Annotated in this window: 24 protein-coding genes; 17 read left to right on the top strand and 7 right to left on the bottom strand. The window is 64.7% G+C overall.

Features of this window, described 5'->3' with window-relative positions; all coding sequences use genetic code 11:
* Positions 1-54 precede the first annotated feature (54 nt).
* The 8 genes from DFR67_RS04970 (at position 55) to DFR67_RS04935 (ending at position 7676) form a co-directional block, all read left to right on the top strand.
* Positions 55-369, top strand: coding sequence for a hypothetical protein (locus DFR67_RS04970; protein WP_245937726.1), 315 nt, complete (start codon positions 55-57; stop codon positions 367-369).
* A gap of 64 nt (positions 370-433) precedes the next feature.
* Positions 434-1312, top strand: coding sequence for a LysR family transcriptional regulator (locus DFR67_RS04965; protein WP_110468277.1), 879 nt, complete (start codon positions 434-436; stop codon positions 1310-1312).
* Entirely contained in the window at positions 1309-2223 is a 915-nt protein-coding gene (locus DFR67_RS04960; RefSeq protein WP_110468276.1) for a serine hydrolase, read from the top strand. The genes DFR67_RS04965 and DFR67_RS04960 overlap by 4 nt, the downstream gene beginning before the upstream one ends.
* Before the next feature lie 117 nt (positions 2224-2340).
* Entirely contained in the window at positions 2341-4134 is a 1794-nt protein-coding gene (locus tag DFR67_RS04955; protein WP_110468346.1) for a penicillin-binding transpeptidase domain-containing protein, read from the top strand.
* A gap of 46 nt (positions 4135-4180) precedes the next feature.
* The gene (locus tag DFR67_RS04950) at positions 4181-4711 is read left to right on the top strand and encodes a SixA phosphatase family protein (protein ID WP_110468275.1); all 531 of its coding nucleotides are present in this window, start codon (positions 4181-4183) and stop codon (positions 4709-4711) included.
* A 224-nt stretch (positions 4712-4935) separates the two neighbouring features.
* Complete coding sequence (locus DFR67_RS04945) at positions 4936-6219, top strand: HNH endonuclease signature motif containing protein (protein ID WP_245937725.1); 1284 nt, start codon at positions 4936-4938, stop codon at positions 6217-6219.
* A 324-nt stretch (positions 6220-6543) separates the two neighbouring features.
* Positions 6544-6945 carry a hypothetical protein gene (locus tag DFR67_RS04940; protein ID WP_110468274.1) on the top strand — a complete coding sequence of 134 codons (402 nt, stop codon included), beginning with the start codon at positions 6544-6546 and terminating at the stop codon, positions 6943-6945.
* On the top strand, positions 6945-7676 hold the full coding sequence (locus DFR67_RS04935; protein ID WP_110468273.1) for a type 1 glutamine amidotransferase: 732 nt from the start codon (positions 6945-6947) through the stop codon (positions 7674-7676). The genes DFR67_RS04940 and DFR67_RS04935 overlap by 1 nt, the downstream gene beginning before the upstream one ends.
* Here the strand turns inward: DFR67_RS04935 and DFR67_RS04930 are convergent.
* From DFR67_RS04930 to DFR67_RS04915, 4 genes are all read right to left on the bottom strand, one after another.
* Positions 7661-8623 (bottom strand): esterase/lipase family protein, encoded by a 963-nt coding sequence (locus DFR67_RS04930; protein ID WP_110468344.1) that lies wholly within the window; start codon positions 8621-8623, stop codon positions 7661-7663. The two genes, DFR67_RS04935 and DFR67_RS04930, sit on opposite strands and share 16 nt — an antisense overlap.
* A 57-nt stretch (positions 8624-8680) precedes the next feature.
* Complete coding sequence (locus tag DFR67_RS04925) at positions 8681-9748, bottom strand: DNA polymerase IV (protein WP_110468272.1); 1068 nt, start codon at positions 9746-9748, stop codon at positions 8681-8683.
* Positions 9749-9827: 79 nt separating this feature from the next.
* On the bottom strand, positions 9828-10772 hold the full coding sequence (locus DFR67_RS04920) for a TauD/TfdA dioxygenase family protein (protein ID WP_110468271.1): 945 nt from the start codon (positions 10770-10772) through the stop codon (positions 9828-9830).
* Positions 10773-10797: 25 nt separating this feature from the next.
* The gene (locus tag DFR67_RS04915; RefSeq protein WP_245937724.1) at positions 10798-11277 is read right to left on the bottom strand and encodes a TauD/TfdA dioxygenase family protein; all 480 of its coding nucleotides are present in this window, start codon (positions 11275-11277) and stop codon (positions 10798-10800) included.
* A 390-nt stretch (positions 11278-11667) separates the two neighbouring features.
* Here DFR67_RS04915 and DFR67_RS04910 point away from each other — a divergent pair, with 390 nt between their 5' ends.
* From DFR67_RS04910 to DFR67_RS04880, 7 genes are all read left to right on the top strand, one after another.
* Positions 11668-12462: an IclR family transcriptional regulator gene (locus tag DFR67_RS04910; RefSeq protein ID WP_110468270.1), complete on the top strand. Its 795-nt coding sequence runs from the start codon at positions 11668-11670 to the stop codon at positions 12460-12462.
* A 181-nt stretch (positions 12463-12643) separates the two neighbouring features.
* Positions 12644-13726 (top strand): ABC transporter substrate-binding protein, encoded by a 1083-nt coding sequence (locus DFR67_RS04905; RefSeq protein WP_425451245.1) that lies wholly within the window; start codon positions 12644-12646, stop codon positions 13724-13726.
* The gene (locus tag DFR67_RS04900; protein ID WP_110468269.1) at positions 13723-14526 is read left to right on the top strand and encodes an ABC transporter ATP-binding protein; all 804 of its coding nucleotides are present in this window, start codon (positions 13723-13725) and stop codon (positions 14524-14526) included. Before DFR67_RS04905 ends, DFR67_RS04900 begins: the two co-directional genes overlap by 4 nt.
* Positions 14519-15397, top strand: a complete 879-nt coding sequence (locus DFR67_RS04895) for an ABC transporter permease (protein ID WP_110468268.1) — start codon at positions 14519-14521, stop codon at positions 15395-15397. The genes DFR67_RS04900 and DFR67_RS04895 overlap by 8 nt, the downstream gene beginning before the upstream one ends.
* A gap of 37 nt (positions 15398-15434) precedes the next feature.
* Positions 15435-16772 (top strand): LLM class flavin-dependent oxidoreductase, encoded by a 1338-nt coding sequence (locus tag DFR67_RS04890; RefSeq protein ID WP_110468267.1) that lies wholly within the window; start codon positions 15435-15437, stop codon positions 16770-16772.
* The gene (locus DFR67_RS04885) at positions 16769-17995 is read left to right on the top strand and encodes an MFS transporter (protein ID WP_110468266.1); all 1227 of its coding nucleotides are present in this window, start codon (positions 16769-16771) and stop codon (positions 17993-17995) included. Before DFR67_RS04890 ends, DFR67_RS04885 begins: the two co-directional genes overlap by 4 nt.
* Positions 17973-18770 carry an SDR family NAD(P)-dependent oxidoreductase gene (locus DFR67_RS04880; RefSeq protein WP_110468265.1) on the top strand — a complete coding sequence of 266 codons (798 nt, stop codon included), beginning with the start codon at positions 17973-17975 and terminating at the stop codon, positions 18768-18770. Before DFR67_RS04885 ends, DFR67_RS04880 begins: the two co-directional genes overlap by 23 nt.
* An 8-nt stretch (positions 18771-18778) precedes the next feature.
* On the opposite strand, the gene DFR67_RS04875 is transcribed toward DFR67_RS04880, so the two are convergent.
* The 3 genes from DFR67_RS04875 to DFR67_RS04865 all read right to left on the bottom strand — a co-directional run bounded on the left by DFR67_RS04875 (position 18779) and on the right by DFR67_RS04865 (position 22287).
* Positions 18779-19261 carry a nuclear transport factor 2 family protein gene (locus tag DFR67_RS04875; RefSeq protein WP_281268306.1) on the bottom strand — a complete coding sequence of 161 codons (483 nt, stop codon included), beginning with the start codon at positions 19259-19261 and terminating at the stop codon, positions 18779-18781.
* On the bottom strand, positions 19251-21020 hold the full coding sequence (locus DFR67_RS04870; protein ID WP_110468264.1) for an N-acyl-D-amino-acid deacylase family protein: 1770 nt from the start codon (positions 21018-21020) through the stop codon (positions 19251-19253). Before DFR67_RS04870 ends, DFR67_RS04875 begins: the two co-directional genes overlap by 11 nt.
* A 97-nt stretch (positions 21021-21117) precedes the next feature.
* On the bottom strand, positions 21118-22287 hold the full coding sequence (locus DFR67_RS04865) for an NAD(P)/FAD-dependent oxidoreductase (protein ID WP_110468263.1): 1170 nt from the start codon (positions 22285-22287) through the stop codon (positions 21118-21120).
* A gap of 118 nt (positions 22288-22405) precedes the next feature.
* On the opposite strand from DFR67_RS04865, the gene DFR67_RS04860 reads away from it, so the two are divergent.
* On the top strand, positions 22406-22777 hold the full coding sequence (locus DFR67_RS04860; protein WP_110468262.1) for a VOC family protein: 372 nt from the start codon (positions 22406-22408) through the stop codon (positions 22775-22777).
* Between the two features lie 175 nt (positions 22778-22952).
* Positions 22953-23912, top strand: coding sequence for a type IV toxin-antitoxin system AbiEi family antitoxin domain-containing protein (locus DFR67_RS04855; protein ID WP_110468261.1), 960 nt, complete (start codon positions 22953-22955; stop codon positions 23910-23912).
* The last annotated feature ends 37 nt before the right edge of the window (positions 23913-23949 follow it).

Raw genomic sequence — 23949 nt, 5'->3', positions numbered from 1 at the left:
ACGCCACGGCGCGTCTCCTGGCTGTTCTCGCCGTCCTGCGGCACCCTGGTTCGGGTGAGTGGTCTACCTGCATCGGCACAGGCGGCGCTGGCTGATGACCTGGAGCGGCTGATGACGCTGCGCCGCGATCAGATCGAATGGGCGTGCGCCGACTCCTCAGCACTGATCGAGTTGGTCGGCTTCGGCATGGACGAAGTGGTGGAACTGCGCGAACTCGCCGAACATGAATGGGACCGCGGCAATGCCGAGATCGCCCAGCACCTGGAGCAGGAAGCATCGGCGTGGGGTCACACCGTGCGGCTACTCCGTGCTGCGTTGGCCGCAGCGGGGATCGAAGAGCACAGCGGACGGCATCGGCGCGCTTCGTGACGTCCCGGCCGGTGCCGCGCGGAACTCATTTCTCCGGAAACCCTGACGGTGTCACAGTGGTGGCATGGATCTGCTCAGACATCTGAGGTTCTTCGTCGCCGTCGCCGAGGAAGGACATTTCGGCAACGCCGCGATCAGGTTGGAGATGACTCAGCCACCGGTGTCGCAAGGTCTGCGCCGACTGGAGCGTGAACTCGGGGTGGAGCTGATCCGGCGCGCACCGCATGGTGCCGAGCTGACCGCCGCGGGGCGCGAGCTGTTGCCCCGTGCGAGAGTCTTGATCGATGACGCCGACCGATTCACCGGTGAGGCGCGTCGCCTTCGCGAACATGCCGACGTGCTGCGGTGCGGGCTTGCGCCCGATCTCGATCCGTCGATTGCAGCGCAGTGCGCTGCTGCACTTGCCGGACTCGGCTCGCAGCAACGTCACCGAATCAGTGTGGCGCCCGTGGTCGATCTCGTCGACGACGTCCGAAAAGGCTTGCTGGACCTCGCAATAGTCGAACACCCCTGCGTACGTGACGGTCTCGAGAGCGGCCCGGTGGCCCGGATCGACCGCACCTTCCTGGTGCCAGCCGGACACCCGGTAGCGGCGGCGAAGCGGCCGACGGTCCGCATGTTGCACGGGCTGGCGCTGGCGCACTCGCCGCGCGCGGCCAACCCGCCGGCATTCGATCTGCTCATAGACACCCTGCACGTCCGGGGTCTCGACCCGGCGATACTGCCGGTGCGGGCGCCGAGCGAGCTGGTGGCGGCCGTCGCCGGTGGTGAAGCATTCGCCGTGGCGCCGGCGCCGGGCCGGCTCGGCGTCGTCGCGGGAATCGAGACGGTATCGATGATCTCGGACGACGTACCTCTGCGATTGCTGGTGATTCGCCGGCCCAAGGCGCAGCAGGCTCCGATAGACGCACTTGAATCGGCATTGTGGAAACTCTCCCGATGACGATCGGGAAGCATGACAGTGCTGTGGGTCAACGACTTCGGGAGATCTTCGCCGATGCCGGGTGCGCCGCCTGGCTACACGCTCGGACCATAGGGCGCTCACCCGAGCGCGAGTTCGATTGGTACGCCGATGACCCTGTGGTGATGGCTTCGGTATACAAACTGCCGCTGTTCGCGGCCCTGTGCGTGCGCGCGGACAACGGTGACATCGATTTGCGCGAGAAGGTCACAGTCGATCCCCGCGAGCAAGCGGCCGGACCGACAGGTATTGCCGCGTTGCATGATCCGATCACCCTGAGTTGGCGTGACCTGGCCGTACAGATGATGGTCGTCTCCGACAATGCCGCTGCCGATGTGATCCTCGCCGAAGTCGGACTCGATTACGTTCACAAGGTACTCGACGAGGCGGGGTTGCACGCCACACACGTGGTCGGCGGTATGGCGCACGTCCAGAAGCAACTGCTCTCCGACACCGGGACGAGCTCCGTCGCCGAGGCTTTCACCGCGCTGGCCAATATCGACTGGCGTGGATCGATCAGCGCCTACGACCCCGCGTTGGCCGGTGCCACCACAGCTCGGGACGCCACGAGCCTCCTCGACCTGATCTGGACCGATCGCGTTGCCTCGCGCCATAGTTGCGACTTCATTCGCACCACCATGCGCAAACAGGCCTGGAAGCAGCGGATCTCATCCGGGTTCCCACTCGGAATCGCAACGGTGGCAGGCAAGACCGGGACGCTCGGAGCGATCCGCAACGAGGTCGCCGTGGTCGAATATCCGGGCGAATATCCGGTCGCGGTGGCGGTGTTCACCCATGCCGCGCGATCGGAGCTGTCGCTACCCACGGTGGAGGCGGCCATCGGCCAGGCTGCGCGGGTGGCGGTGAACGAGGTCCGCAGCGCATTGAGCTGAATCGCGATTTTCAGCCCTGCCCAGGGCGCCCCAACTGCGCCGATAGCCAAACGCTATCGCCTACCACCTGTGTCGGCGGTTGTTATGCAGGGTGCGTGCTGGTTGAGTTCGCGAACGATGAGAAACGTTGAGCGCACTCGGTTGGCGGCGGGAATCCTGCTGATGGTCACGACGCTGTTGACCGCAGGTTGCGCTGCGCTCGGCGACAACCCAGAAGATCCTTTTGGCTCTTTCGCGTCGGCGTTGAGTTCCGGCGACGCGAGCAAGGCAGCCGAACACACCACTGACCCCGCCGCGGCAGAATCGGCGATCAGCGACATGTTCACCCACCTCGGAGAAAACGCCGAGGTGCGGGTCAGCGCCCATGACGTGGACGATGAGAGCGGTACAGGACTTCTGACGATGTCGTGGGAGTTCGGTGAGGGACGAGGACTCGACTACGAGACCGGCGGGCGCGCCATCGACACCGACGACGGCTGGCGCCTCGAATGGTCTTCGACCCTGCTGCACAAGAACCTCGCGCCGGGAACGCACTTGCAGTATTCGGACGACAAGAACGTGATGACTCCTGTGGTCGATCGCGGCGGTGCGGCCCTGATGACTTGGCACACGGTGGGTGTGGTCACCCTTCGCCGCGATGCCCTTTCAGAGGGATCAGCTGCATTGGCCCCTGTTCTCGCCGGAATCGATCCTTCCATCACCGACAAGTCGATCAAAAGTGCGGCCGGACAGCAGCAGACAGATGTCGTCACCGTTGCGACGCTGCGTGAGCGTGACCTGGACAGCGTCCGGTCCCGGCTCGAGTCGATCAGCGGAGTCACCGTCGTGGAGCAGGGAAAACTCCTCACCGTCGACAGGGCCCTGAAGTCGCCGTTACTCGGGGGTATCGACAAGGCCTGGAACGACCGCATCTCGCGGGGTGCCGGATGGTCCGTCAGCATCGTCGACGACAGCGGAAACCCCGTTGACCAGCTCACGTCGGTTGCTGCACAGCCCGCCGATCCGTTACAGCTGACCCTGGATCGACGGCTGCAGCTGCTCGCGCAGCAAGCCGTTGCCGCACAAGGTAAACCGGCCGTACTCGTGGCAATGTCGACGTCGACCGGTGGACTTCTCGCGGTGGCACAGAACAGCGCCGCGGACGCCGGTGGCGCAATCGCGCTCAGCGGCCTCTATCCGCCCGGCTCGACCTTCAAGACGATCACCACCGCAGCAGCGCTGTCCTCGGGCACCGCCACGCCCGACACAGTCCTCCCATGCCCAGGCCGAGCCACCATAGAGGGCCGGACCATACCCAACGAGGACGACTTCGACCTCGGCGCTGTACCCCTGTCCACCGCTTTCTCTCGGTCGTGCAACACCACGATGGCCACGCTGTCGAACCGGCTCGGCCCTGACGCACTACCGGCGGTGGCGGAGCAGTTGGGCCTCGGTGTGGACTTCGTGGTTCCCGGGATCGTCACCGTGACCGGGGCTGTGCCCCGCGCGGACAGCCCCGCGTTACGAGTGGAGAACGGTATCGGGCAGGGCAGCGTGACGGCATCACCATTCGGGATGGCCGTCGTCGAAGCCAGCCTCGGACACGGTTCCATGGTCTTGCCGAGTCTGATCGTGGGCGAGACGACCACCGCGAACATGACACCGGAACCTCTTGACCCGAGGGTGATCGGCCAGTTGCGCGCGATGATGCGGCAAACGGTCACGTCAGGCACCGCGAGCGCTCTCAGCGACATCGGTGGTCTAGGTGGCAAGACCGGGACCGCCGAGTACGGCGACAGCGGCGATGCACACGGTTGGTTCACCGGGATCTCGGGCGACATCGCGTTCGCGTCGCTCGTCGTCGGGGGTGGTAGCTCGCAGCCTGCCGTCGAAGTCGCCGGCGACTTCCTCCGCCCGGCGAACGAAGGTTAGGCCGACTGCGACTCTCGAGCTTTCGAACTTGCGAGGCGCGTCGGCGATGCCTTTGTCCGGTCACCGTCAGGCGACTACCGTCGGAACAGTGACGAGCACACTGATCTTGATGCGGCACGGCAAATCCGGCTATCCGGACGGAGTCCGCGACCACGAGCGTCCGCTGGCCGAGCGCGGACGTCGTGAAGCCGCGCTCGCCGGGCGCTGGATCGCCGAATCGGGCCTCGCGGTCGACCATGTGCTCTGCTCAACGTCGACCCGGACCCGCCAGACGTTGGAGCGCACAGGTATCGCTGCGCCGGTGACCTATGTCGATGACATCTACGGCGGCCATCCCGACCACATTCTCGAGGCGATCCGTCTGCATGCGCCGTCCGACGCGCAGACGCTGCTCGTTGTCGGACACGAACCCGGGATGCCGGCAACAGCACTGACCCTTGATCCCACGGGACAGATCGAACGATTCCCGACGTCGGCGTTCGCCGTGGTCGAGACCGAAACACCCTGGGAACAGCTCGGTCTCGCACCCGATCCCGCGGCGCGGCTTGTTCGAATGGCGATCCCGCGCGAGCCCTGACGACTGAGTTTCGTCTCCCCCATCTCCGCCGACCGCGCCGATCCGGCGGCCGAGCGTGCCGAAACAGCCGTCGAGCGTGCCCTTTTCGTGCGTAACAGGCGATGTCAGACCCCCTTGTTACACTGCCGCCGACAGTGCTTCGCGTGGCGAAAGATGTTGCAGCACAGCAAAATAAGTCTCTTCGAACACTTGTGCTAGTCCGATTTTCACGGTAGATTTGAGTCATGAACTTTCGGGGGCTGTTCGAACACCTATCAACAATGGCGGCTGATCCACTGCTGCTCGCACCGCTCGACGACGTGGCGTTGTCCGAGGAAACGGTCTACGCATTGCGGGCCAAGAATGTGTTGGACGCATTGCTGTTTCGGTTCACCGCCGACCTCGACAAGCGTGGGGTCGCCAAGACACTCGGCGCGGATTCGACTGCTGAGCTTCTGCAATCGGTGCAGGTATCACCGGCCGCTGCGCACCGCTACGTACGGGTCGGTCGCGCCCTCGGATCCATTCCCTCGGTCGCTGCGTATGCCGTGGACGGGACTCTGTCCGGGGAGCACGTGGACGCCATCGTCAAAGGCTTGCACCACATCGACCGCCGTGACCCCGACCTGTCGGAGACCGACCGGGACGACTGCGTGCGTGGGTTGTTGACCCAGGCGCGCATTTCGACGCCGGCCGCGGTCATAGAGCGGGCCCACGAGATGGCGATCGCCTTGTCGCCGCCGGACAAAGAAACGCCCGATGCGGAGAACGATGAGCTCAACGAGGTGTCGTTCGGGACCGGCGATGACGGCCGCACCCACGGCACCCTCGACCTGGACAAAACCCTCGGGGAGAAACTGGCGACCGCGTTGCGTCCGCTGGCCAAGCCGGTTCCTGAACCGGACGGGTCACCGGATCCGCGCAGCACCTCGCAACGTCTCGCCGAAGCCCTCGGAAAAATCCTGGACGTGTTCTTCGCCCACCACGACCGGCCCACCGAAGGTGGCGTCAAGCCGCGGGTGACGATGACCGTCTCCGCTGAGCAACTCCTGGCGTTTCAGATGAACGGCATCCCGGGCGCGAAAGTCCCGACCGCGCCCGCGACGTTCGAATGGACCGGGCCCGTCTCGGCCTCCACCGCGCAGATGACCGCGTGTGATTCGGTGATCACCAAGATCCTGCTCGACAACAATGCTGTGCCCCTGCAGGTGGGGCGTGAGTTCCGGACGGTCACACCCGCCATCCGCAAAGCACTGATTGCGCGGGACAAAGGCTGCGCGTTCCCCGGCTGCGGCTGTCCCGCCGGATGGACCGATGCTCATCACATCACGTTCTGGAGCCACGGCGGCGAGACGAGCCTGACCAACACCGTCCTGCTGTGCCGCAGGCATCACAACTACATCCACCACAAAGGCTGGACCGTGTTCCTCGGACACGACGGCCACCCCTGGTTCATCAAACCCGGCACCACCACGCCAATGCGTTCGCACGCCAGACGCACCCTGACCAACGAACCACTCGCCGCCTAACAGGCCCGGCCGGCCCGATCGAGGCCGCCACAAGTTCACGAGAAACTCCACACGACGACGCAGCCCGAAGCTACTACCGCAGCACCGGATGACACCGGCGCGGCTCGAACATTGACAACTCCATAGTGTGAGGGTTCGTCGCTTTGGGCGCGGGACGCCGAAGCAGTAGTGCGCCGTGGGGTCACTCGCGGTGTGATCGAGTCGATCCCAGAGTGACCACGCGAAAAAGGCCACACGACCGCTACCGCAGGCCCCAGAATGTCCAGAGTCAGACGGTTTTGGCCATACTGGACGAAACTCCCATCGCCAGCTCAGGAGACAGCAATGAAGCTTCCCGCATCAAAGATCGACGTGAAGACCATGGCCATACTGCTCGGGGCGGGACGCGCGGGGCTCGGCCTCGGCTACATGTTCGCCCCCAAGACCACCGCCCAAGGTGTGATCGGCACCGAAGCCGCCCTGCCCGGCGCAAAACTGACCAACAAGATGTTCGGTGCCCGCGAGGTCTACCTCGGTGGTGTCGTGATCGCCGCCGCGCAGGCGCAGGAGAACCCGCTGCTCAAGAAGCTGCTGCTGTCGGGCGCCGGGGTCGACGCGTGGGACGCCACAGCCGCACTGACCACCGGCGGCATCCCGAAGCTGCCGAAGTATGCCCTGACCGCCGTCGCCGTCAGCTACGCCGCACTCGGGGTCTACATCGCCGCGCAGATCCCCGACAAAACGTGATGGCCCCGCGCAGCGACAGCTCGTCGGCCCACCGCGGCAGAGCACTGTTCGTAGTTCACGACACCGACACCGACCGCGGTATCGCCGACACCGGCACCCTCCGCGAACATGTCGCTGACCGCGGCTACGAGGTCCAGATCGTGCACCCCGCCGGCGAACTCCCCGACCTCAGCGGTTTCGACTTCATCATCGTGATGGGCTCATCCGAATCGGCATACGACGATTCGGTGCCGTGGCTGGCCGCGGAGCTGACCTATTTGCGAGCAGCGCTGGCGGCGAACGTGCCGATCTTCGGTGTGTGCTTCGGTGGACAACTGCTCAGTCGGGTGCTGGGCGGCACCGTTAAGCGATCCGACCACCCCGAGCACGGGTACGTGACGGTGAACAGCGTGGCGCCCGAACTGGTGTCGAACGGGCCCTGGATGCAGATGCACTACGACCGCTTCTCACTCCCACCGGGCGCCCGCGAGATCGCGCGCAACGGAGCCGCGCTGCAAGCGTTCACGTTCGGCCGCAACCTCGGAGTGCAGTTCCACCCCGAGATCTCACCAGCGGTGTGGGCGACGTGGCAGGCCAGCTGGGCGGTGAGCCGCGAAGGGCAACTCGTCGTCGAACGGGGTATCGACCTTCAGAAGATCACCGCCGAGATCAGCGCGCGCGCAGAAGAATCACACCGACAGTGCGGGATCCTGCTCGACGCATTTTTGAAACTCGTTTACGCCCCGGTGTAAGGCGGGACCGCCAGGCACGGAACCGGCCGCGGATGCTGCGGGTCAAGCGCGTTGAGGACCATCGCCTCCGACCGCTGGTTCGCGACGATCGACAGGTGATCCGAACGATCCAGCGAACACGTATCCTGCACAACGATATTGGTGACCTCGACGCCGGCAGGACCGGCGAGGATACCGCTGGTGTACGGCGTCACGAGCTGGTCGTAGCGGGTGACGATGTTGGTGTAGTCGATGCCCTGCACGTACGGTCCGTTCGGCGCGTCGATGGCTGCTGCGAAATCGTCGTCATTCGGGGCCGCGACACAATCGGGGCAGTCCGTCTGCGGGATCGCTGCCGGTGGCAGTCCGAGCGCGTCGGCGAACATGGCGATGAGATCAGAGCGTCCCTGCCCGTCGCCATCGGATCCCTGCCAGAACGGCGCCAGCGACACGTACTTGTCGATGTGGCGGGCGCCTCCGTAGTACTTCGCCCAGTACGTCGGGATCTGAGTACCTTGCGAATGCCCCACGATGTCAACCTTTTCCGCACCGGTCTTGGCGAGGACGTCGTCGACGAACACCTTGAGCTGCCACGCACTGACAGTCTTGTCGCCGAGTCCACCGATCCTCGACAGCGGCCACTGTGGTGACAGCTCGCCGTACGTCAGCGCGAAGACGCAGTAGCCTTCGTTTTTGAGTGCGGGTACCAGTGAGATCCAATTCGTCTGCTGACTACCGGCCGTCCCGTGCACCAGGACCACCGGATTGGGATGTTCAGGTGAGGGTTTGCAGCTGTAGTCGTTGGACCCGGGAAGCGAGCCACCCGGGTTCGCGAGTTCGGCGGGTATCCCCGCGAGGAAATTGTGGTCGACGGGCAGCGGAGCAGCGGTCGCAGCGGGTGCGAATCCCAGCCCGATGACCAGTGCCAACGCAGCCGCCGCCACACCTGATCGCTTTGTCCACCGCATGCTCATTCCCTTCTGGCGCCCCGGACGAAAACTAGCACCGCCGTCGGTGCCAAGGGGCTATTCCGGCATCACCAGGTCGAGGCGGACCCCGAGCAGACGGATCGGTCGGTCGAACTCGAACTTGTGCAGTACCTCGAGCATCGCCGGTTCGATGACATCGATGTCGGTGGTGGGTGCAGGTAGCTTGCGCGACTTCGTGCGCGTGTAGAACGTCATCGTGCGAACAGTGACAGCCACCCGGAACGCGATCCGATCCTCGGATACCACTTGCTCCAACAACTCTCGGGTCAGCTTGCGAATCGCCTCATCGATCTCGGCCGGCTCGGACAGGTCTTTGGGAAATGTCTCGACCTTGCTGTGCGAGCGCGGTATGAACGGCTCCGTCTCGACGTGTATGTCGCCGCCGCCGCGCGAGAGCAGGTTGAGCCAGTTACCGAGATGGGGCCCGAACTCCGAGATCAACCGCCCGCGATCCTCGGTGGCCAACTGTGCGACGGTCGAGATCCCAAGCGCCTCGAGCTTGGCGGTGGTCTTGGGGCCCACGCTCCACAGATCGCCGACCCCACGCTCGCCCATGATCGGCATCCAGTTGCCGTTGTTCAGGACGAAGATGTGCTCGGGGTCGCGTTTGGCAAAACCCGTCGCCATCTTGGCTCGCTGCTTGTTGTCGCTGATCCCCACCGCGGACGACAGTCCGCGTTCGTCCAGGATCCGCTGACGGATCGAGTGGGCCAACTCGATCGCGTCAACCTCGGACTCCGAGGCCGGCAGTCCCAGGAACGCCTCGTCCCAGCCGATGACCTCCACCGGATAGCCAAAACTCCGCAGGGTGTTCATGACCTCCGCCGACGCCGCGTCATACGACGCGTGGTCCAGTGGCAGGTACACCGCATCGGGCATTTTCCGGAACGCCGACCGCAGCGGCATCCCGGCCCGAACACCGAGGTCACGGGCTTCGTACGACGCGCAGGTGACGACCTTGCGGGGTTCAGTGGGATCACCGGTGCCACCGACGATCACCGGGACACCGATCAGTTCGGGGTTCCCGCGGCGCTCGACAGACACCTGGAACTGGTCCAGGTCGACGTGCATGATCGCGCGGTAGCGCCGGAGCGGCTCAGTCATCCCTGCTGACGTTATTCCAAAACCAGGTCAGGCGCCCGCGCTATCGCAGGGTACTCATGGACCGTGAGTCGTGAGCCGGTCAGGATCCGATGAACTGTTCGCCGGAGATGGCCACCGATGACGCACCGTCGACGCCGACCGGGATGTCGCCTTCGATGGTGGTGCGGTAGAGCACGCGTGCGACGTCCAGGTGATTGACGTCCCCCGGGGCCAGATGCGCTGTCGCCCGGTTGTCCCACACCGCGATGGTGCCTTCACGCCACCGCAATCGGACCGTGTACGCAGCGTTGGTCACCTCGTCGAAAAGCAGGTCGAGCAAGGCGTCGCTTTGTCGCCTGCTGTAGCCGACGATCCGGCTGGTGAAGCCGGGTTGCACGAAGAGGATCTTCTCGCCGGTCACCGGATGAACCCGGACCACCGGATGTTCGGCGATCAACGGCGTACGTGCCACCTTGTCGCCATAGTTGCTGCCCTCCTTGAACACCGGGTGACGACCGCCGAACCGGTGCTCGGCCCGCAGCCCATCGACGAGCTCCTTGATGGACTCCGGCAACCCCGCATAGGCGGCAGCCAGGTTGGTCCAGCTGGTGTCGCCGCCGCGAACGGGGGTGTTGCCCGCCCTCAGGATCGACACCGCGGGTGGATTGACCAGCGCAGTGACGTCGGTGTGCCATTCGTTGGTGTAACTGGCGGCCTTGACCCCGAACTTGCGCTCGTATTCGCGGTTGTCGATCTTCAGTATCTCGGGGAAGTCGGTCGGCGCATCGTCATCGTACGGATGCGAGGCGGTCACCGGCCCGAAGTTCCGGGCGAACGCGATCTGCTGCGCGTGGTCGATGTGCTGATCACGGAAGAAGATCACCTTGTGCCGATGGAGTCCGGCGACGACGGCGTCGGCCACCTCACGATCGAGTGGTCGGGACAGGTCGACGCCGCTGACGTCGGCGCCGATGTGGCCGGCGACCCGGGCGAAGTGGACTGCGGATGTATCTGCTCCAACGGTGCGGAGATCGGTGATGGTCATGGCTTTTCCTTGTGTGAGTGGGTTGTCAGGCGGTACGGGCGTAGAAGGGTGCACCGGAGATCGAGCGCGACTGCTGACCCGCAACACCGACCGGTATGTCGCCCTCCACGGTGGTGCGGTGCAGCACGCGCACGACATCGAGGTGGCCGAGATCGGTGGGTGCCTGGTGGATCGTCGCGCGGTTGTCCCAGATCCCGATGCTGTCCGGGGTCCAGCGGACGCGGACGGTATATGCAGGATTGGTGATCTCCGCGAACAGCAGATCGAGCAACCGATCACTCTGCGAGGCACTGAGTCCGACGATGCGGCTGGTGAATCCCGGGTTGACGTAGATCAGCTTCTGACCGGTGACGGGATGTACCCGCACAACGGGATGCTCACTGATGATGGGCGTCTCCTCGGTCAGTGCCGCCGCCTCAGACTCCTTCTCCCAACGTTTTTCGCGCCCGCCGAAACGGTTCTCCGCGTACAGACCCTCCAGGAAGCGCTGCAGCGCCCAGGGCACGCTGGGTCGCCGCGCTCTGCACCTGCGTGAGATCGAGACCGGAAACCTCGGCGCCGAGATAACCGGCGATGGGAGCAACCTCGATCGATTGTGCTGTCGACGCGACCGGCGTCTGGGTATCTGTGATGGTCACCGTGATGATCCTTTCTTCGGGCCTTGAGATAACTCATTTGGCAAAGGGTGAATACTCGAGTCGCCGTTGAACACGGCCTGGGTGAAATATCAAAGGCGCCGGAAATTAACACCAGTGCGGCTTCCACAACGTGGAACCAGCACGCGAATCCGCCGAAAAATGCCGATGAAAAGATCACAGCGCGCACAATCCTTCCGCTCGGACGGCACACCGGGGATCGTGACCTACAGAGTTGACGAATCGGCGGGGAGACAGCGATGGAGACAGGCGAGGGCGCGGATTCCGCAGTGCCCCTGCGGCCCCGCACGGGGTCTCAGGCGATCGAACGGGCGATATCAGTCCTGTACGCGTTGGAGAACACCGATGCGTTCATACTGATCAGTGAGTTGGCCCGCCGGGTGGGACTTCCGATCAGCACCACCCACCGGATCGCACAGGCACTGGTGCGGGGCAGGCTGCTGACCCAAGACCCGCAGACCGATTGCTACGGCATCGGCGACGGCTTGCTGACCCTGGCCTCCTCCACCACCAGGCGCATCGACGTCGACGCCGCCGCACCACACCTGCACACCCTGTCGTCGCAGATCAAGGTCACCGCGAGCCTGAGCATCGCCGAGGACGACCAAGCGGTCACGGTATACTCGGCGCGCCCTCCGGTTGCCTTCTGCGGACACCAGATCCCAGAGCAACGCGCTGCACTGGACACGACCGCGATGGGTCGCGCGATCGCCGCGTTCGCCGGGCGAAAAGAGCGACAGCGAGTCACTGCAGGCGATGCGGCTCGCCGGCGTGGTTACGCGATCTCCGACTCGGCCGAGGTCACCGCGATCGCAGTCCCGGTCTTCGACGCGGGAGGACGCGTCCGCGCCTCTATCGGTGTGCAGGCGCTGAGCGTACGACTGAATCAGAATTTGATATCTCAGATCTATCCGGCGATGCGGCACACCGCGGCTCTGCTCAGCGATGTGGTGTCCGAGTCGTCGCTGCACAAGCTCGGTTCATCGGTGGGAACACCGGCGGTTTCTCCAGACCTTTTACGCGGCACGATTTAATAGCGCCGAATATTCCACGTCGTGAAATAGCTTGTTGTGACGGGCGCTCGGCGCCCAACATCATTGGTCCAACACACGGAATCGATCAGTGACGTTCGCTGACAGGGGCTCGGCAGGACGTCGATTTCGAACAATTACTTTTCCGCGGGATCCACCGCGCGGAAAACCGAAGGGGAATTTCGTGAAACACACAACACCGGGACGTCTACGCGCGATTGCGGTTCTGGCACTGACGCTCTCGTTCGGATTGGCCACGACTGCGTGCGGGTCATCGTCCGACGAGGCCACCCTGACTGCTGATGGCAAGACCGAACTGAGGTATCTCGCCTCACCATCGACTGTCGTATTTCCAGAACTGGCAGCTGATCTCGGCTACTTCAGCGAGGTCACGCTGAAGTCTGTGGGTGAGACCACCAGCGGACCGCAGTCCATCCAGGCGACGGCAACAGGAGATTCCGACTTCGGTGGCGCTTTCAACGGAGCAATCGTCAAGTTGAAGTCGGCCGGGTCGCCCATCACCGCTGTTGTCGACTATTACGGCGCTGATTCCAAGACCTACAACGGATTCTACGTGGTCGACGGCTCCCCGATCCGCAGCGCCCGCGACCTGATCGGCAAGAAGGTCGGCATCAACACCCTCGGTGCGCACTCCGAGTTCGTCATTAGGGAATGGCTTGCACGTGAGGGGCTTTCGAAAGACGAGATCGCCTCGGTGCAGCTGCTGGTGGTGCCACCCATCAACACCGAGACCGCTCTTCGTCAAGGACAGATCGACGTCGGCGCCTTCAACAACATCTTCCGCGACAAGGCCCTCGAGACCGGTGGACTGCGGGAGCTCTTCACCGACGCGGTGTTCGGCGACTTCAGCTACGGCAGCCTGGTGCTGCGCGACGACTTCATCGCGAAAAATCCCGAGGCCGTCAAGGACTTCGTGCAAGGTACCGCTCGCGCCGTTCGATGGACCCAGGTGACCCCTCGCGACGAGGTCGTCGCACGCTTCAAGGACATCATCGGCAAGCGCGGTCGGGGTGAGGACCCGGCGCTCGCCGACTACTGGCAGAGCTCGTCCATCCCGACCGCCGGCGGCGTCATCAAGCCCGAAGAGTTCCAGCTCTGGATCGACTGGCTGGTACGCAACGGTGAACTCGAGAAGGGAAAGCTCACCCCGGAAGACGTCTTCACCAACGACGACAACCCATACGCAAACGGCACCTACCCGCCTGAGTCGGGTCCTGACGGTGCCCCTGTGGAGGCTGCATCATGACCACACCCAAGCTCGAATTACGTTCGGTACGCAAATCATTCCCGTCACCAGGCAAACCCGATTTCGTGGCGGTCGACGACATCACGATCGCCGCGGCCGAAGGCGAGTTCCTCGTTCTGGTCGGCCCCAGCGGCAGCGGCAAGTCGACCCTGCTGGACCTCATCGGCGGACTGACCAAGCCGACCTCCGGAGAGATCCTGCTCGACGGCCGGCCGATCACCGGCCCCGGTCTCGACCGTGGCGTCGTCTTCCAGCAATACGCGTTGCTCCCCTGGCGGTCAGCGCGGGCAAACGTCGAGTTCGGTCTCGAGGCCAAGGGCCTTCCGCGGCGCCGCCGCAAGACAATCGCCGACGAGTACCTCCACCTGGTGGGGCTGGACGGGTTCGCCGACCATCTCCCCCACGAGTTGTCGGGCGGTATGAAGCAGCGTGTGGCCATTGCGCGCAGCCTCGCCTACGACCCCGAGGTTCTGCTGATGGACGAGCCGTTTGCAGCGCTCGACGCCCAGACGAGGGAGTCGCTGCAGGACGAGCTGCTCCGCATCTGGAAGGCCACCGGCAAGACGATCCTGTTCATCACCCACGGTATCGACGAGGCCATCTATCTCGGGCAACGCGTCGCCGTGCTGACCGAACGTCCCGGGCGCATCAAGGAGATCGTCGATATCGACATCGATCATGGGGCCGTGGACGATCTGCGCTCCTCCGAACAGTTCCGGGACTACCGGCACCGGATCTGGCTCTCACTACGGCCGGAAGTAGCAAGCACCAACAAGATAGGGGTCGGGGCTCATGTCTAACGTCACCTTGGAGAAGGCATCTCCGGTAACAAAGGTCGAAGCACCGCCGGCAACGACTGCCGCACCTGCGACCTTCAAAGCCCGCAAGCCGGTGGGACGGACCGTCCTGCGCACCGGCAACTGGGTGTTCCGCACGACCATCGTGCTGGCCCTGCTGCTCGTGTTCTGGGAGGTGGCCCCACGGGTCGGCCTCGTCGACAAGACGTTCCTGCCGCCGTTCTCCGATGTCGTCGACGCACTGATCAAGCTCGCGCAGAGCGGTCAACTGTCGGAGCACATCTCGGCGAGTGTCGGGCGGGCGCTCAAGGGCTTCACGGTCGCCGTGGTCGTCGCCGTGCCACTCGGCATCGTGATCGGCTGGTACCGCCCGGTCGCGCAGCTGCTCAACCCTGTTCTCGAGTTGTTCCGCAACACCGCCGCCCTGGCCCTGCTGCCGGTCTTCGTCCTCATCCTGGGTATTGGGGAGACGTCCAAGGTGGCGCTCGTCATCTACGCCTGCATGTTCCCCATCTTGTTGAACACCATCTCGGGCGTGCGCACCGTCGATCCCCTGTTGATCAAGTCAGCTCGCTCGCTCGGACTGTCGTCGTTCCGGCTTTTCCAGAAGGTGATCCTGCCCGCGGCCCTACCGACCATCTTCACCGGCATCCGGTTGTCCGCGGCCGCCTCCATCCTCGTTCTCATCGCCGCCGAAATGGTCGGGGCGCGATCGGGGCTGGGCTACCTGATCATGGCCAGCCAGCTCAATTTCCAGATCCCGCAGATGTACGCCGGGATCTTGACCATCGCGTTGGTCGGACTCGTATTCAACTTCGTGCTGGTGATCATCGAACGCCGGTTCTCACGGTGGCGCACCCCCTCGAACGAATGACTTTCCACCCCCCCGACCTCTCGACCCTAGGAATCACATGTCACGCACGCTGCACCTCAATGCTTTTGTCATGGGCGTCGGCCACCACGAGGCCGCCTGGCGCCATCCACGCACCGCCGAACATCACGTCCTCGACGTTGATCATTTCGTCCGGCTCGGTCAGATCGCCGAGCGCGGCAAGCTCGACTCGATCTTCTTCGCCGACGGTCTGGCGATCGGCCCGAACATCCGGCGCAACACCCAGGCCATCTTCGAACCGATCACCCTGCTGTCGGCCATTGCCGGCGGGACCAGCAAGGTAGGTCTGATCGCCACCGCCTCAACGGGTTACAACCACCCGTACACCTTGGCCCGGGCCTTCGCCTCGCTCGAACACATCAGTGGCGGCCGGGCCGGCTGGAACATCGTCACATCGGGCAACAGTCAGGAAGCCCTCAACTTCGGCCTCGACTCCATCCCTGAGCACGCGGGCAGGTACCGCCGGGCCCAGGAGTTCGTCGACGTCGTGACGAAACTGTGGGACAGCTGGGATCAGGACGCCGTGGTGCTCGATGTGGAGAGCGCAGTCTTCGCCGATCCGGATCGGGTCCGGACCATCGACCACGTGGGCGAGCACTTCTCGGTTCGCGGTCCGTTGAACTCGCCGCGATCCCCACAGGGCAGGCCGGTACTGGTGCAGGCCGGGTCCTCGGAAGACGGCAAGGAACTCGCGGCGCACCACGCCGAGGTGGTGTTCACCGCGCAGCGCACCATCGCCGAGGGTCGAAGCTTCTACCAGGACCTCAAGAGCCGGTTGCCGAAGTACGGTCGCACGTACTCCGATCTGCAGATCCTGCCGGGCATAGTCCCCTTCATCGGCTCTACCGAGGCGGAGGCCAAAGCCCTCGAACGCGAGTTCACCGACCTCATCTCCCCCGACTACGCGCTCGGGCAGCTGTCGGCCTTCTTCAACGTCGACCTCACGGGACTATCCCTGGACGCCCGGCTCCCCGAGCTCCCACCGGAATCGGAGATCGAAGGACACAAGAGCCGGTCGACGCTTGTCCGGCAGCTCGCCGCGAAGGGTGATTTGACGATTCGGGAGCTGATCGGCGAACTCGGTGGCGGTCGGGGCCACCGCAGCATCGCAGGCACCCCCGAGCAGATCGCCGACGACCTGATCGCCTGGGTCGACGCCGATGCGGCTGACGGCTTCAACATCATGCCGCCCTACCTGCCGGGTGGTCTCGACGATTTCGTCGACCAGGTCGTCCCGATCCTGCAGGCGCGCGGCCGTTTTCGCACGGACTACACGGAGTCGACCCTGCGGGGCCACTATGGCCTGGCCGTACCCACCGCCGCCGAGTCACGGGAGCAAGCAGCCACCGCGGTATGACGGCGACCCTGGACGCTCAGCGTCCACTACGGTCGCTGGCAGGAACCGTCTACCTCCCGGCTGCCGCATACGGCATCGGGCAGGGGGCGGCCGCACCGGTGATGGTGCTGGCCGCCCTCGACCTCGGTGCCGGCGTGGCGATAGCCGGCCTCGCGGTCGCGCTGGTCGGACTCGGACAGGTCTTCGGCGACACCTGCTCCGGCCAGATAGTCGCGCGCATCGGTGAGCGCCGTTCGATCGTCCTCGCGAGTTCGGTGGCGGCGGTGGGTGCACTGACCTGCCTACTGGCGCAGGCGGTGTGGTTGCTGGCCCTGGGGATTCTGCTGGTCGGCCTCGCCAACGCGGTGTGGGGCCTGGCGCGGCAGAACTACCTGTCGCTGGCGGTGCCGTTCGAATGGCGGGCGCGGGCGATGTCGCTCTTCGGCGGAGCCATGCGATTCGGTTTCTTCGCCGGCCCGTTCATCGGTGCGGGAGCGATCGTGCTGATGGGAGCACGGGGTGGATTCGTCGTCCAGCTGGTGGCGATCATCGTCGCCGGACTGATGATGGCCCGGCTGCCGGATCCACCGGGCGCAGGCGCGGTGCAATCACCGATCAACCTCCTCGGGGTATTTGCCGAACACGGCCGGTTGCTGTCCACCCTCGGTGCCGGATCGCTGCTCCTCGGTGTCGCCCGCAGCTCACGCGATGCCATATTGCCTTTGTGGGCCAACCACATCGGCCTCTCCCCCGCCGTCGCCAGCCTCTTGTTCGGAGTCGGCGCAGCAGCCGACGTGATCTGCGCCTACCCGGCCGGACACCTGATGGACCGCTTCGGACGCACCTTCGTGGCGATCCCATCGATCCTGGTATTGGCCGTGTCGTACGTGGCGTTGCCCTTCACCACTGCGGTGGCCGGTTTTGCGGCGGTCGCGACCGTGATGGGTATCGGGAACGGCTTCGGCAACGGGGTGATCATGACCATCGGCGCCGACGTGGCACCAGAAACCGGTCGCGCCGAGTTCTTGGCGTCCTGGCGACTGACCCACGATGCAGGATTCTTCGCGGGGCCGTTGGCGATCGCAGGTGCGGCTGCGCTCTTCCCGCTGTCGGTCGCAGCGTTCACGGTGTCGGGGCTCTCCGCCGGTGGAGCACTGTTGCTGGGTAAGTATGTTCCGGAGTACACGCGCGACACGTTCGCCTCAAGCAGGGAGAAGGCACATGGACCTGGGTCTGACCGGTAAGCGGGCGATCGTCACCGGTGGCAGCAAAGGCATCGGACTGGCGATCGCCACCGCACTGGCCGCCGAAGGCTCTGACGTCGTCATCGCGGCGCGCGGGGTCGAGGCGCTGGATACCACCGCCGCCGACATCGCCGAGAAGTCGGGCCGCAAGGTCGTGGGCATCCCGGTCGACACCGGCGACGACGCGTCCGTGCAGGCACTGGTGGACCGCGCGGTCGCAGAGTTGGGTGGGGTCGACATCCTGGTGAACTCGGCCGCGACACCATGGAGCGCCGGTAAGCCGACGGATTTTGCAGCGACCACCGACGATGTCGTCCGGCGGGAGGTCGAGATCAAGGTGCTCGGCTACCTGCGAACGGCTCGGGCGGTGGCGCCCCACCTCATCGACCAGGGCTGGGGACGCATCATAAACATCAGCGGACTCGGCGCCCGACAGGCCAACTCGATCGCGCAGACCATCCGCAACGTCAGCGTGTCCGCACTCACCAAGAACCTGGCCGACGAGCTCGGACCGCACGGCATCAACGTCACCGTGGTGCACCCCGGCCGGACCCGCACCGCGCGACTGGATCAGCAGCTCGCTGAGAAGTCCGCCGAGTCAGGTGTACCCGTCACCGATCTGGAAAAGGAACTGGCCACCAACTCGATTCGCCGGATAGTCGATGCCGCCGAGGTTGCCGACGTGGTCGCGTTCCTCGCCTCACCGCGCAGTATCGGCATCACCGGCGACGCGATCGCTGTCGGCGGTGGTGTCGTCGGCCCGGTCTACTACTGAGAGCCGCCTCAGATCTGGCCGGTGGCGTCGTACATCCAGGACATGTCGGACGCAGCGAGTTGTTCCATCCAGTTGGCCGGGGCGGTCGATGCCAGCCCACCGAAGTCCCAGTAGTCCTTCCACAGGGTGACCTTGCCGTCGACCACCTTGTGGACGGTGACGAACGAGAGCACCGCCGTTTCCCCGGTCGGCCACGTCCAGGTCTCACTGTGCTCGTACATCACGTCTTGGCCGTTGGCGACGAGCAGCCCGTCATGATTCACGTAGTCGGCCAACGGCTCCAGGCCGATTTTCAGTCGCTTCACGATGTCATCAGGGCCGCGGGCCGCGGCCGTGGGTCCGACCGGCATGTCGACGTAGATGCAGTCGTCGGAGACGAACTCCTTGATCCCGTCCCAGTCCCGCATGCTCAGTGCGGCCCAGAGACCCAGGACGACGGACTCCTCAGAAACAGTGGACTGCCCAGGGAAGGTTTGGTTGTCAGCTGACACGTTCGTACCTCGTTTCGTTGGTGTGTGCGGACAGAAAACGTCCGAAGCGTTTGTGCCCCAGCGCTTGTGCCGGGGTGTCGTCGGCGAACACGGTCTCACCGCCCACCATCACGGCGCGGACGGTGCGCTCATTGCGGTTCACCATGCGCGAGAGGCCGCCGAACTGCTCGACCTCCGCCTCGCGGTAGTCCTCGAGTGAGCCGTCGAGATGCTCGGGGTCGAGCACGAACAGGTCAGCCCGATCGCCGACGCGCAGGTGCCCGGCGTCGATGCCGTACCAGTCGCCGAGTTCTCCGGTCAGCCGGTGGACGGCGTGTTCGACTGTCATGAACGGCTCGCCGGCGCGGGCCGCGGTGTGCACGTGCCGGAGCAGCCGCAGCCCGAAATTGTAGAACGCCATGCTCCGCAGGTGCGCGCCGGCGTCAGAGAAGCCGATCTGGATCCCGGGATCCCTGGCGAGCTTCTTGAGCAGCTCGGGCCGATGATTGGAGATGGTGGTGCGCCATCGGACTTTCGGACCGTGCTCGAGCAGCAGATCGAGGTACGCGTCGACGGGGTGGAGCCCGCCGCGGTCGAGGCCGACATCGCCGAAGGTCTTACCGACCACAGCCGGGTCCGGGCATTCGACGATCTCCGCGTCGAAGAAATCCCGATGCCAGACCCGCGGACCGTACTTCTTGTCGTAGTCCTTGCGAAAGCGGCGACGGTAACCCTCGTCCCGCATCAGCTCGTTGCGATCTATCTCGTCCTGCAGATGCAGCGCTGCCGCGCCCGACCCGAACTCCTCGAACACGGCGAGTTCCATGCCGTCGGCGTAGACCTCGAACGGCACCGGTAGGTGCTGCCACCGGAAATCGCCACCGAGCCTGTTGATCAGCCTGGCCATCGGGCCCATGGCATGGACGACCTCCGGGCGAGCTTTGATGTCGGCGGCCGACAGCAGGCTCGTCTTCAGTTGCGGCCGTCCCAGTCCCAGCGACGTGAACAGCTGCGTCAACACGTTGAGCGGACGCGAGATGTCCGGACCGGACTGCAGTACCCGCGCCCGTGTGCGCAAGATCGCGTTGAGCCGGCGTAGCTCTCGTCGCTTCGCATACGTGGACGGCAGGGTCCGCGACCTGCAGGTGACGCCGTCGAGTTTGTCGAAGAGCAGCTGCTGCGAGGACAACCCGACGAAACCGGCATCCAACGCGTCGGTGAGCATGCGTTCCATACGAACTTGTTCCGTGGCCGTGGGCACCACATCGCTGCGCGTCGCGCGATCGAGACCCATCGTCGCCGCCCGGATGTCGGAGTGACCGATGAAGGCCGCGATGTTCGGGCCCAGGGCGAGTGACTCGAGGGCTTCGACGTATTCGGCGGCACTGCGCCATGTCTTGTGCTGCTCGACGTTCGAGATGACATGGCTGCGGGGGATCGCTTCGACACGTCCGAAGAGGTCCCCGGCCACATCGGCGTCGACGTGGATGGTCGACAGCGAGCAGGAACCGAGCAGCACCGTCGTCACGCCGTGGCGCAGCGACTCACTCAGGCCAGGGCCTCCGAGCACCTCCACGTCGTAGTGGGTGTGGATGTCGACCATGCCCGGAAGCACCCACAGACCTGTTGCGTCGATGACGTCGGCGCAACCGTCGGTGTCGAGGGCGTCCACCGAGATCTCGACGACGCGACCATCCCGGATTCCGATGTCGCGGACACCCGACGGGGCTCCGGTGCCGTCAAACCACCGACCGCGGCGGATCACTGTGTCGTAGGCCATGGCTCGGATTACAACCCTGCCGGTGCCGCCACGTCAGCTGAATCGGCGAATTGACTCCAACTTGCGAATCACGTTGGCATAGCGCAAATAGTTCGCATCATGCCGGTGGTGACTTGCGGCCGGCGACCAACTTCTCCGCGAGATCGTAGTCGTCGTCATTGTTGTAGGTGAGGCCTCCTACGGTGACCCCGTCGCGCTGATACCAGACGGTGAATCCGCCGTCGGGAAAACCGCCTCCGCGTTCGACCAGGTGCGCAGTGTCGAAGCCGTCACCCCATGCCGCGTACTTGAGGGTGTGGTCGCCGATGGTCGTCCAGAATCCCGGTACGGCATCCCACGACTTCTCGACACCCGCCGCGGTCGCACCGGCCACCTCCCCCTGGTCGACCGCATCCTGCCAGTGTTCGGTCGCGATGTGGCGGCCGGCGGTGGGATTGTGCGCTGAGGCGACGTCGCCGGCAGCAAGGACCGAGTCGGCACTGGTGTGCATGTGTTCGTCGACGACGATCCGGCCCTCGTCGAGGTCGAGGCCGGCCGACTCCGCAAGGCCTGAGTTCTGCTCGATCCCGGTCGCCGCGAGGATGAGGTCGGTGTCGATGCGTACGCCGTCGTCCAGCGTGACCGTGCCTGGTTCGATGTCGGTGACGCCGGCCCCGCCGACGTAGCGCACGCCGCTACCGTCCAGCATCGCCCGGATCCTGACGCCGGCGTCGGGACCGAGTCGACTCCCCTGCGGAACGTCGTCCGGGGCGACGAGGGTGGTGTTCACCCCGCGCGCAGCGAGCGATGCGGCAGCCTCACAACCGATGAAACCTGCACCGATGACCACGGCCGAGTCGGCCTTGGCTGCGGCATCACGCAGGCTCGTCGCGTCGGTGAAAGAGCGCAGCAGCAGCGCATGTTCGCCACCGGGTACCGGAATCGGCGCCGGGCGGGCACCTGTGGCGATGATCGCGGTTGCGAAGTCAACGGTCTCGCCTGTCGAGAGCTTCGCTGTCTTCGCGGTGGTATCGAGTTCGGTGACCGATGTGCCGGTAAGTACTTCGAGATTGCGCTCGGTGTACCAGTCCTGAGGGTGCAGCGCGACGTCGTCGGCGCTGCTCTCCCCCTGCAGATAATCCTTGCTCAGGGGTGGCCGAAAGTACGGCAAATCGGGGTCCGTCGTCACGAGCAGCACTCGTCCGCCGCCACCGTTGTCGCGGTAGCTCTCCGCCGCCGACACCGCGCCGGGGCCACTGCCGATGATCAATAAATCAGTGCTGTCCATCCGCCTTACCTACCCGAATTGCAGCGGACCGAACATTGAGGACCGAACCTGTCCTCAATCGTTGCGATGATGTTCTCAGCAGTACAGAACAGACCACCACACGCACTGGAGGAACATCATGGACTGGACACTCGAACTCGTCATCCTTCCCGTCACCGACGTCGACCGCGCGAGGGACTTCTACAAGAAAGTCGGCTTCAACGTCGACCACGATCACGTCGTCTCCGACGAGATCCGCTTCGTCCAGATGACCCCGCCGGGATCAGCCTGCTCCATCGCCTTCGGCAAAGGCCTCACCGACGCCGAGCCCGGCTCGGTCAAGGGCATGCAGGTCGTCGTCTCCGACATCAACGAAGCCCGCGACCACCTGTTGGCGGTGGGCATCGATCCCGGCGAGGTCGACGTGCAGGCCTGGGGTCACTTCATCGGTTTCGCCGACCCAGACGGCAACCAGTGGTCGGTGCAATACATGCCTTACCGCAACGCTTGATTCCCCCTCCCTCCCAAATTCGCGCCATCTGCGTGCGTACGCGCCGGTTGCAACTGGCGCGTACGCACGCAGGTGGCGCGAACTTCTGTCCACAGACCAGTCGGGTTTCCACAGACCCGCCGTCGAGCGACGGACTCGCGCGAACTCTGTCGGTGACGACTCCGACAGTCGGCTCATGAACGAACCCAATGCAGACAATTCCCGAGTCGTCCGCCGCCGCGACGCAGTGCAGATCGGCGAACTCGACCGCCGGCTCGCCACTCGTGTCAAGACAGGTCAGTTGATCCGGATCCATCGCGGCTTCTACACGTTCACCTCAGATTTGATCGAACTCGATCGATTCGACCGAGAACGGGAGCTCTACCGGCGGACGGTTCTCGCGGCCGCCGACAGCGGCGAGCCGGGCAAGGCGATCAGCCACTGGTCCGCCGGCGTCCTTCACGGACTGCCAATGCTAAACGGTGAACTCGCCCGGGTTCACTTCACAGTCAACCGAATCGGAGGAGGGCACCGCAAAGGTCGAGGATGCGTGATTCACGGATCCACCTGGAAAGCGGACGAGGTTGTGATGGTCGGCGAGTATCTCGTGACATCACCTGCGCGGACGGCAATCGACATCGCACGTTCGGGAACGTATTACCAGGCGGTATGTGTACTCGATGGAGCGCTGTTCGCGGGGGTGCCGCGATCCGAGCTTGAGAGCGCCTTGCGCGGTAGCGTCGGGAGGACGGGTGTCTCCGTAGCCCGGGCAGCGCTTTCGGTGGCCGACGGAAAGTTCGAGAGCGTCGGCGAATCCCTCTCCCGCGCGATGATGCTGAGCTTCGGCGACATCCCCCTCGCTCGCTTGCAACACAGGTTTCTCGACGCCGATGGAACTTTTGTGGCCCGCACCGACTTCGACTGGAATGGTCTCGTGGCCGGGGAGTTCGACGGCTATGCAAAATACATTCGCTACCTCCGTCCGGGTGAGACAACCGAGCAGGCGTACGAGCGAGAGAAATGGCGCGAGCAGAATCTGCGTCGCATCGGCGTCTTCGTCGTGCGCTGGAACTGGAAAGACCTCGAACACCCCGTCCGATTCCGACGAATACTGGTGCAGGCCCTGACGACTCACGGGTTGATGACCGCAACCTGAGCCAAGTTCGCGCCACCTACGTGCGTACGCGCCAGAT

Origin of the sequence: Williamsia limnetica, from assembly GCF_003217475.1 — a bacterium.
GTDB lineage: Bacteria > Actinomycetota > Actinomycetes > Mycobacteriales > Mycobacteriaceae > Williamsia > Williamsia limnetica.
Note: the sequence above shows the minus strand (reverse complement) of the source record. Positions and strands in the feature narration are given on the sequence as shown.

Excerpts from the sequence above, each read along its gene's own strand:
- DFR67_RS04870 (WP_110468264.1), bottom strand. The coding sequence starts at position 21,020 with ATGGCCTACGACACAGTGATCCGCCGCGGTCGGTGGTTTGACGGCACC.
- DFR67_RS04925 (WP_110468272.1), bottom strand. The coding sequence starts at position 9,748 with ATGACTGAGCCGCTCCGGCGCTACCGCGCGATCATGCACGTCGACCTG.
- DFR67_RS04895 (WP_110468268.1), top strand. The coding sequence starts at position 14,519 with ATGTCTAACGTCACCTTGGAGAAGGCATCTCCGGTAACAAAGGTCGAA.
- DFR67_RS04885 (WP_110468266.1), top strand. The coding sequence starts at position 16,769 with ATGACGGCGACCCTGGACGCTCAGCGTCCACTACGGTCGCTGGCAGGA.
- DFR67_RS04955 (WP_110468346.1), top strand. The coding sequence starts at position 2,341 with ATGAGAAACGTTGAGCGCACTCGGTTGGCGGCGGGAATCCTGCTGATG.
- DFR67_RS04930 (WP_110468344.1), bottom strand. The coding sequence starts at position 8,623 with ATGCGGTGGACAAAGCGATCAGGTGTGGCGGCGGCTGCGTTGGCACTG.
- DFR67_RS04940 (WP_110468274.1), top strand. The coding sequence starts at position 6,544 with ATGAAGCTTCCCGCATCAAAGATCGACGTGAAGACCATGGCCATACTG.
- DFR67_RS04965 (WP_110468277.1), top strand. The coding sequence starts at position 434 with ATGGATCTGCTCAGACATCTGAGGTTCTTCGTCGCCGTCGCCGAGGAA.
- DFR67_RS04945 (WP_245937725.1), top strand. The coding sequence starts at position 4,936 with ATGAACTTTCGGGGGCTGTTCGAACACCTATCAACAATGGCGGCTGAT.
- DFR67_RS04860 (WP_110468262.1), top strand. The coding sequence starts at position 22,406 with ATGGACTGGACACTCGAACTCGTCATCCTTCCCGTCACCGACGTCGAC.
- DFR67_RS04935 (WP_110468273.1), top strand. The coding sequence starts at position 6,945 with ATGGCCCCGCGCAGCGACAGCTCGTCGGCCCACCGCGGCAGAGCACTG.
- DFR67_RS04865 (WP_110468263.1), bottom strand. The coding sequence starts at position 22,287 with ATGGACAGCACTGATTTATTGATCATCGGCAGTGGCCCCGGCGCGGTG.
- DFR67_RS04880 (WP_110468265.1), top strand. The coding sequence starts at position 17,973 with ATGGACCTGGGTCTGACCGGTAAGCGGGCGATCGTCACCGGTGGCAGC.
- DFR67_RS04900 (WP_110468269.1), top strand. The coding sequence starts at position 13,723 with ATGACCACACCCAAGCTCGAATTACGTTCGGTACGCAAATCATTCCCG.
- DFR67_RS04890 (WP_110468267.1), top strand. The coding sequence starts at position 15,435 with ATGTCACGCACGCTGCACCTCAATGCTTTTGTCATGGGCGTCGGCCAC.
- DFR67_RS04960 (WP_110468276.1), top strand. The coding sequence starts at position 1,309 with ATGACGATCGGGAAGCATGACAGTGCTGTGGGTCAACGACTTCGGGAG.
- DFR67_RS04855 (WP_110468261.1), top strand. The coding sequence starts at position 22,953 with ATGAACGAACCCAATGCAGACAATTCCCGAGTCGTCCGCCGCCGCGAC.
- DFR67_RS04910 (WP_110468270.1), top strand. The coding sequence starts at position 11,668 with ATGGAGACAGGCGAGGGCGCGGATTCCGCAGTGCCCCTGCGGCCCCGC.
- DFR67_RS04920 (WP_110468271.1), bottom strand. The coding sequence starts at position 10,772 with ATGACCATCACCGATCTCCGCACCGTTGGAGCAGATACATCCGCAGTC.
- DFR67_RS04950 (WP_110468275.1), top strand. The coding sequence starts at position 4,181 with ATGCCTTTGTCCGGTCACCGTCAGGCGACTACCGTCGGAACAGTGACG.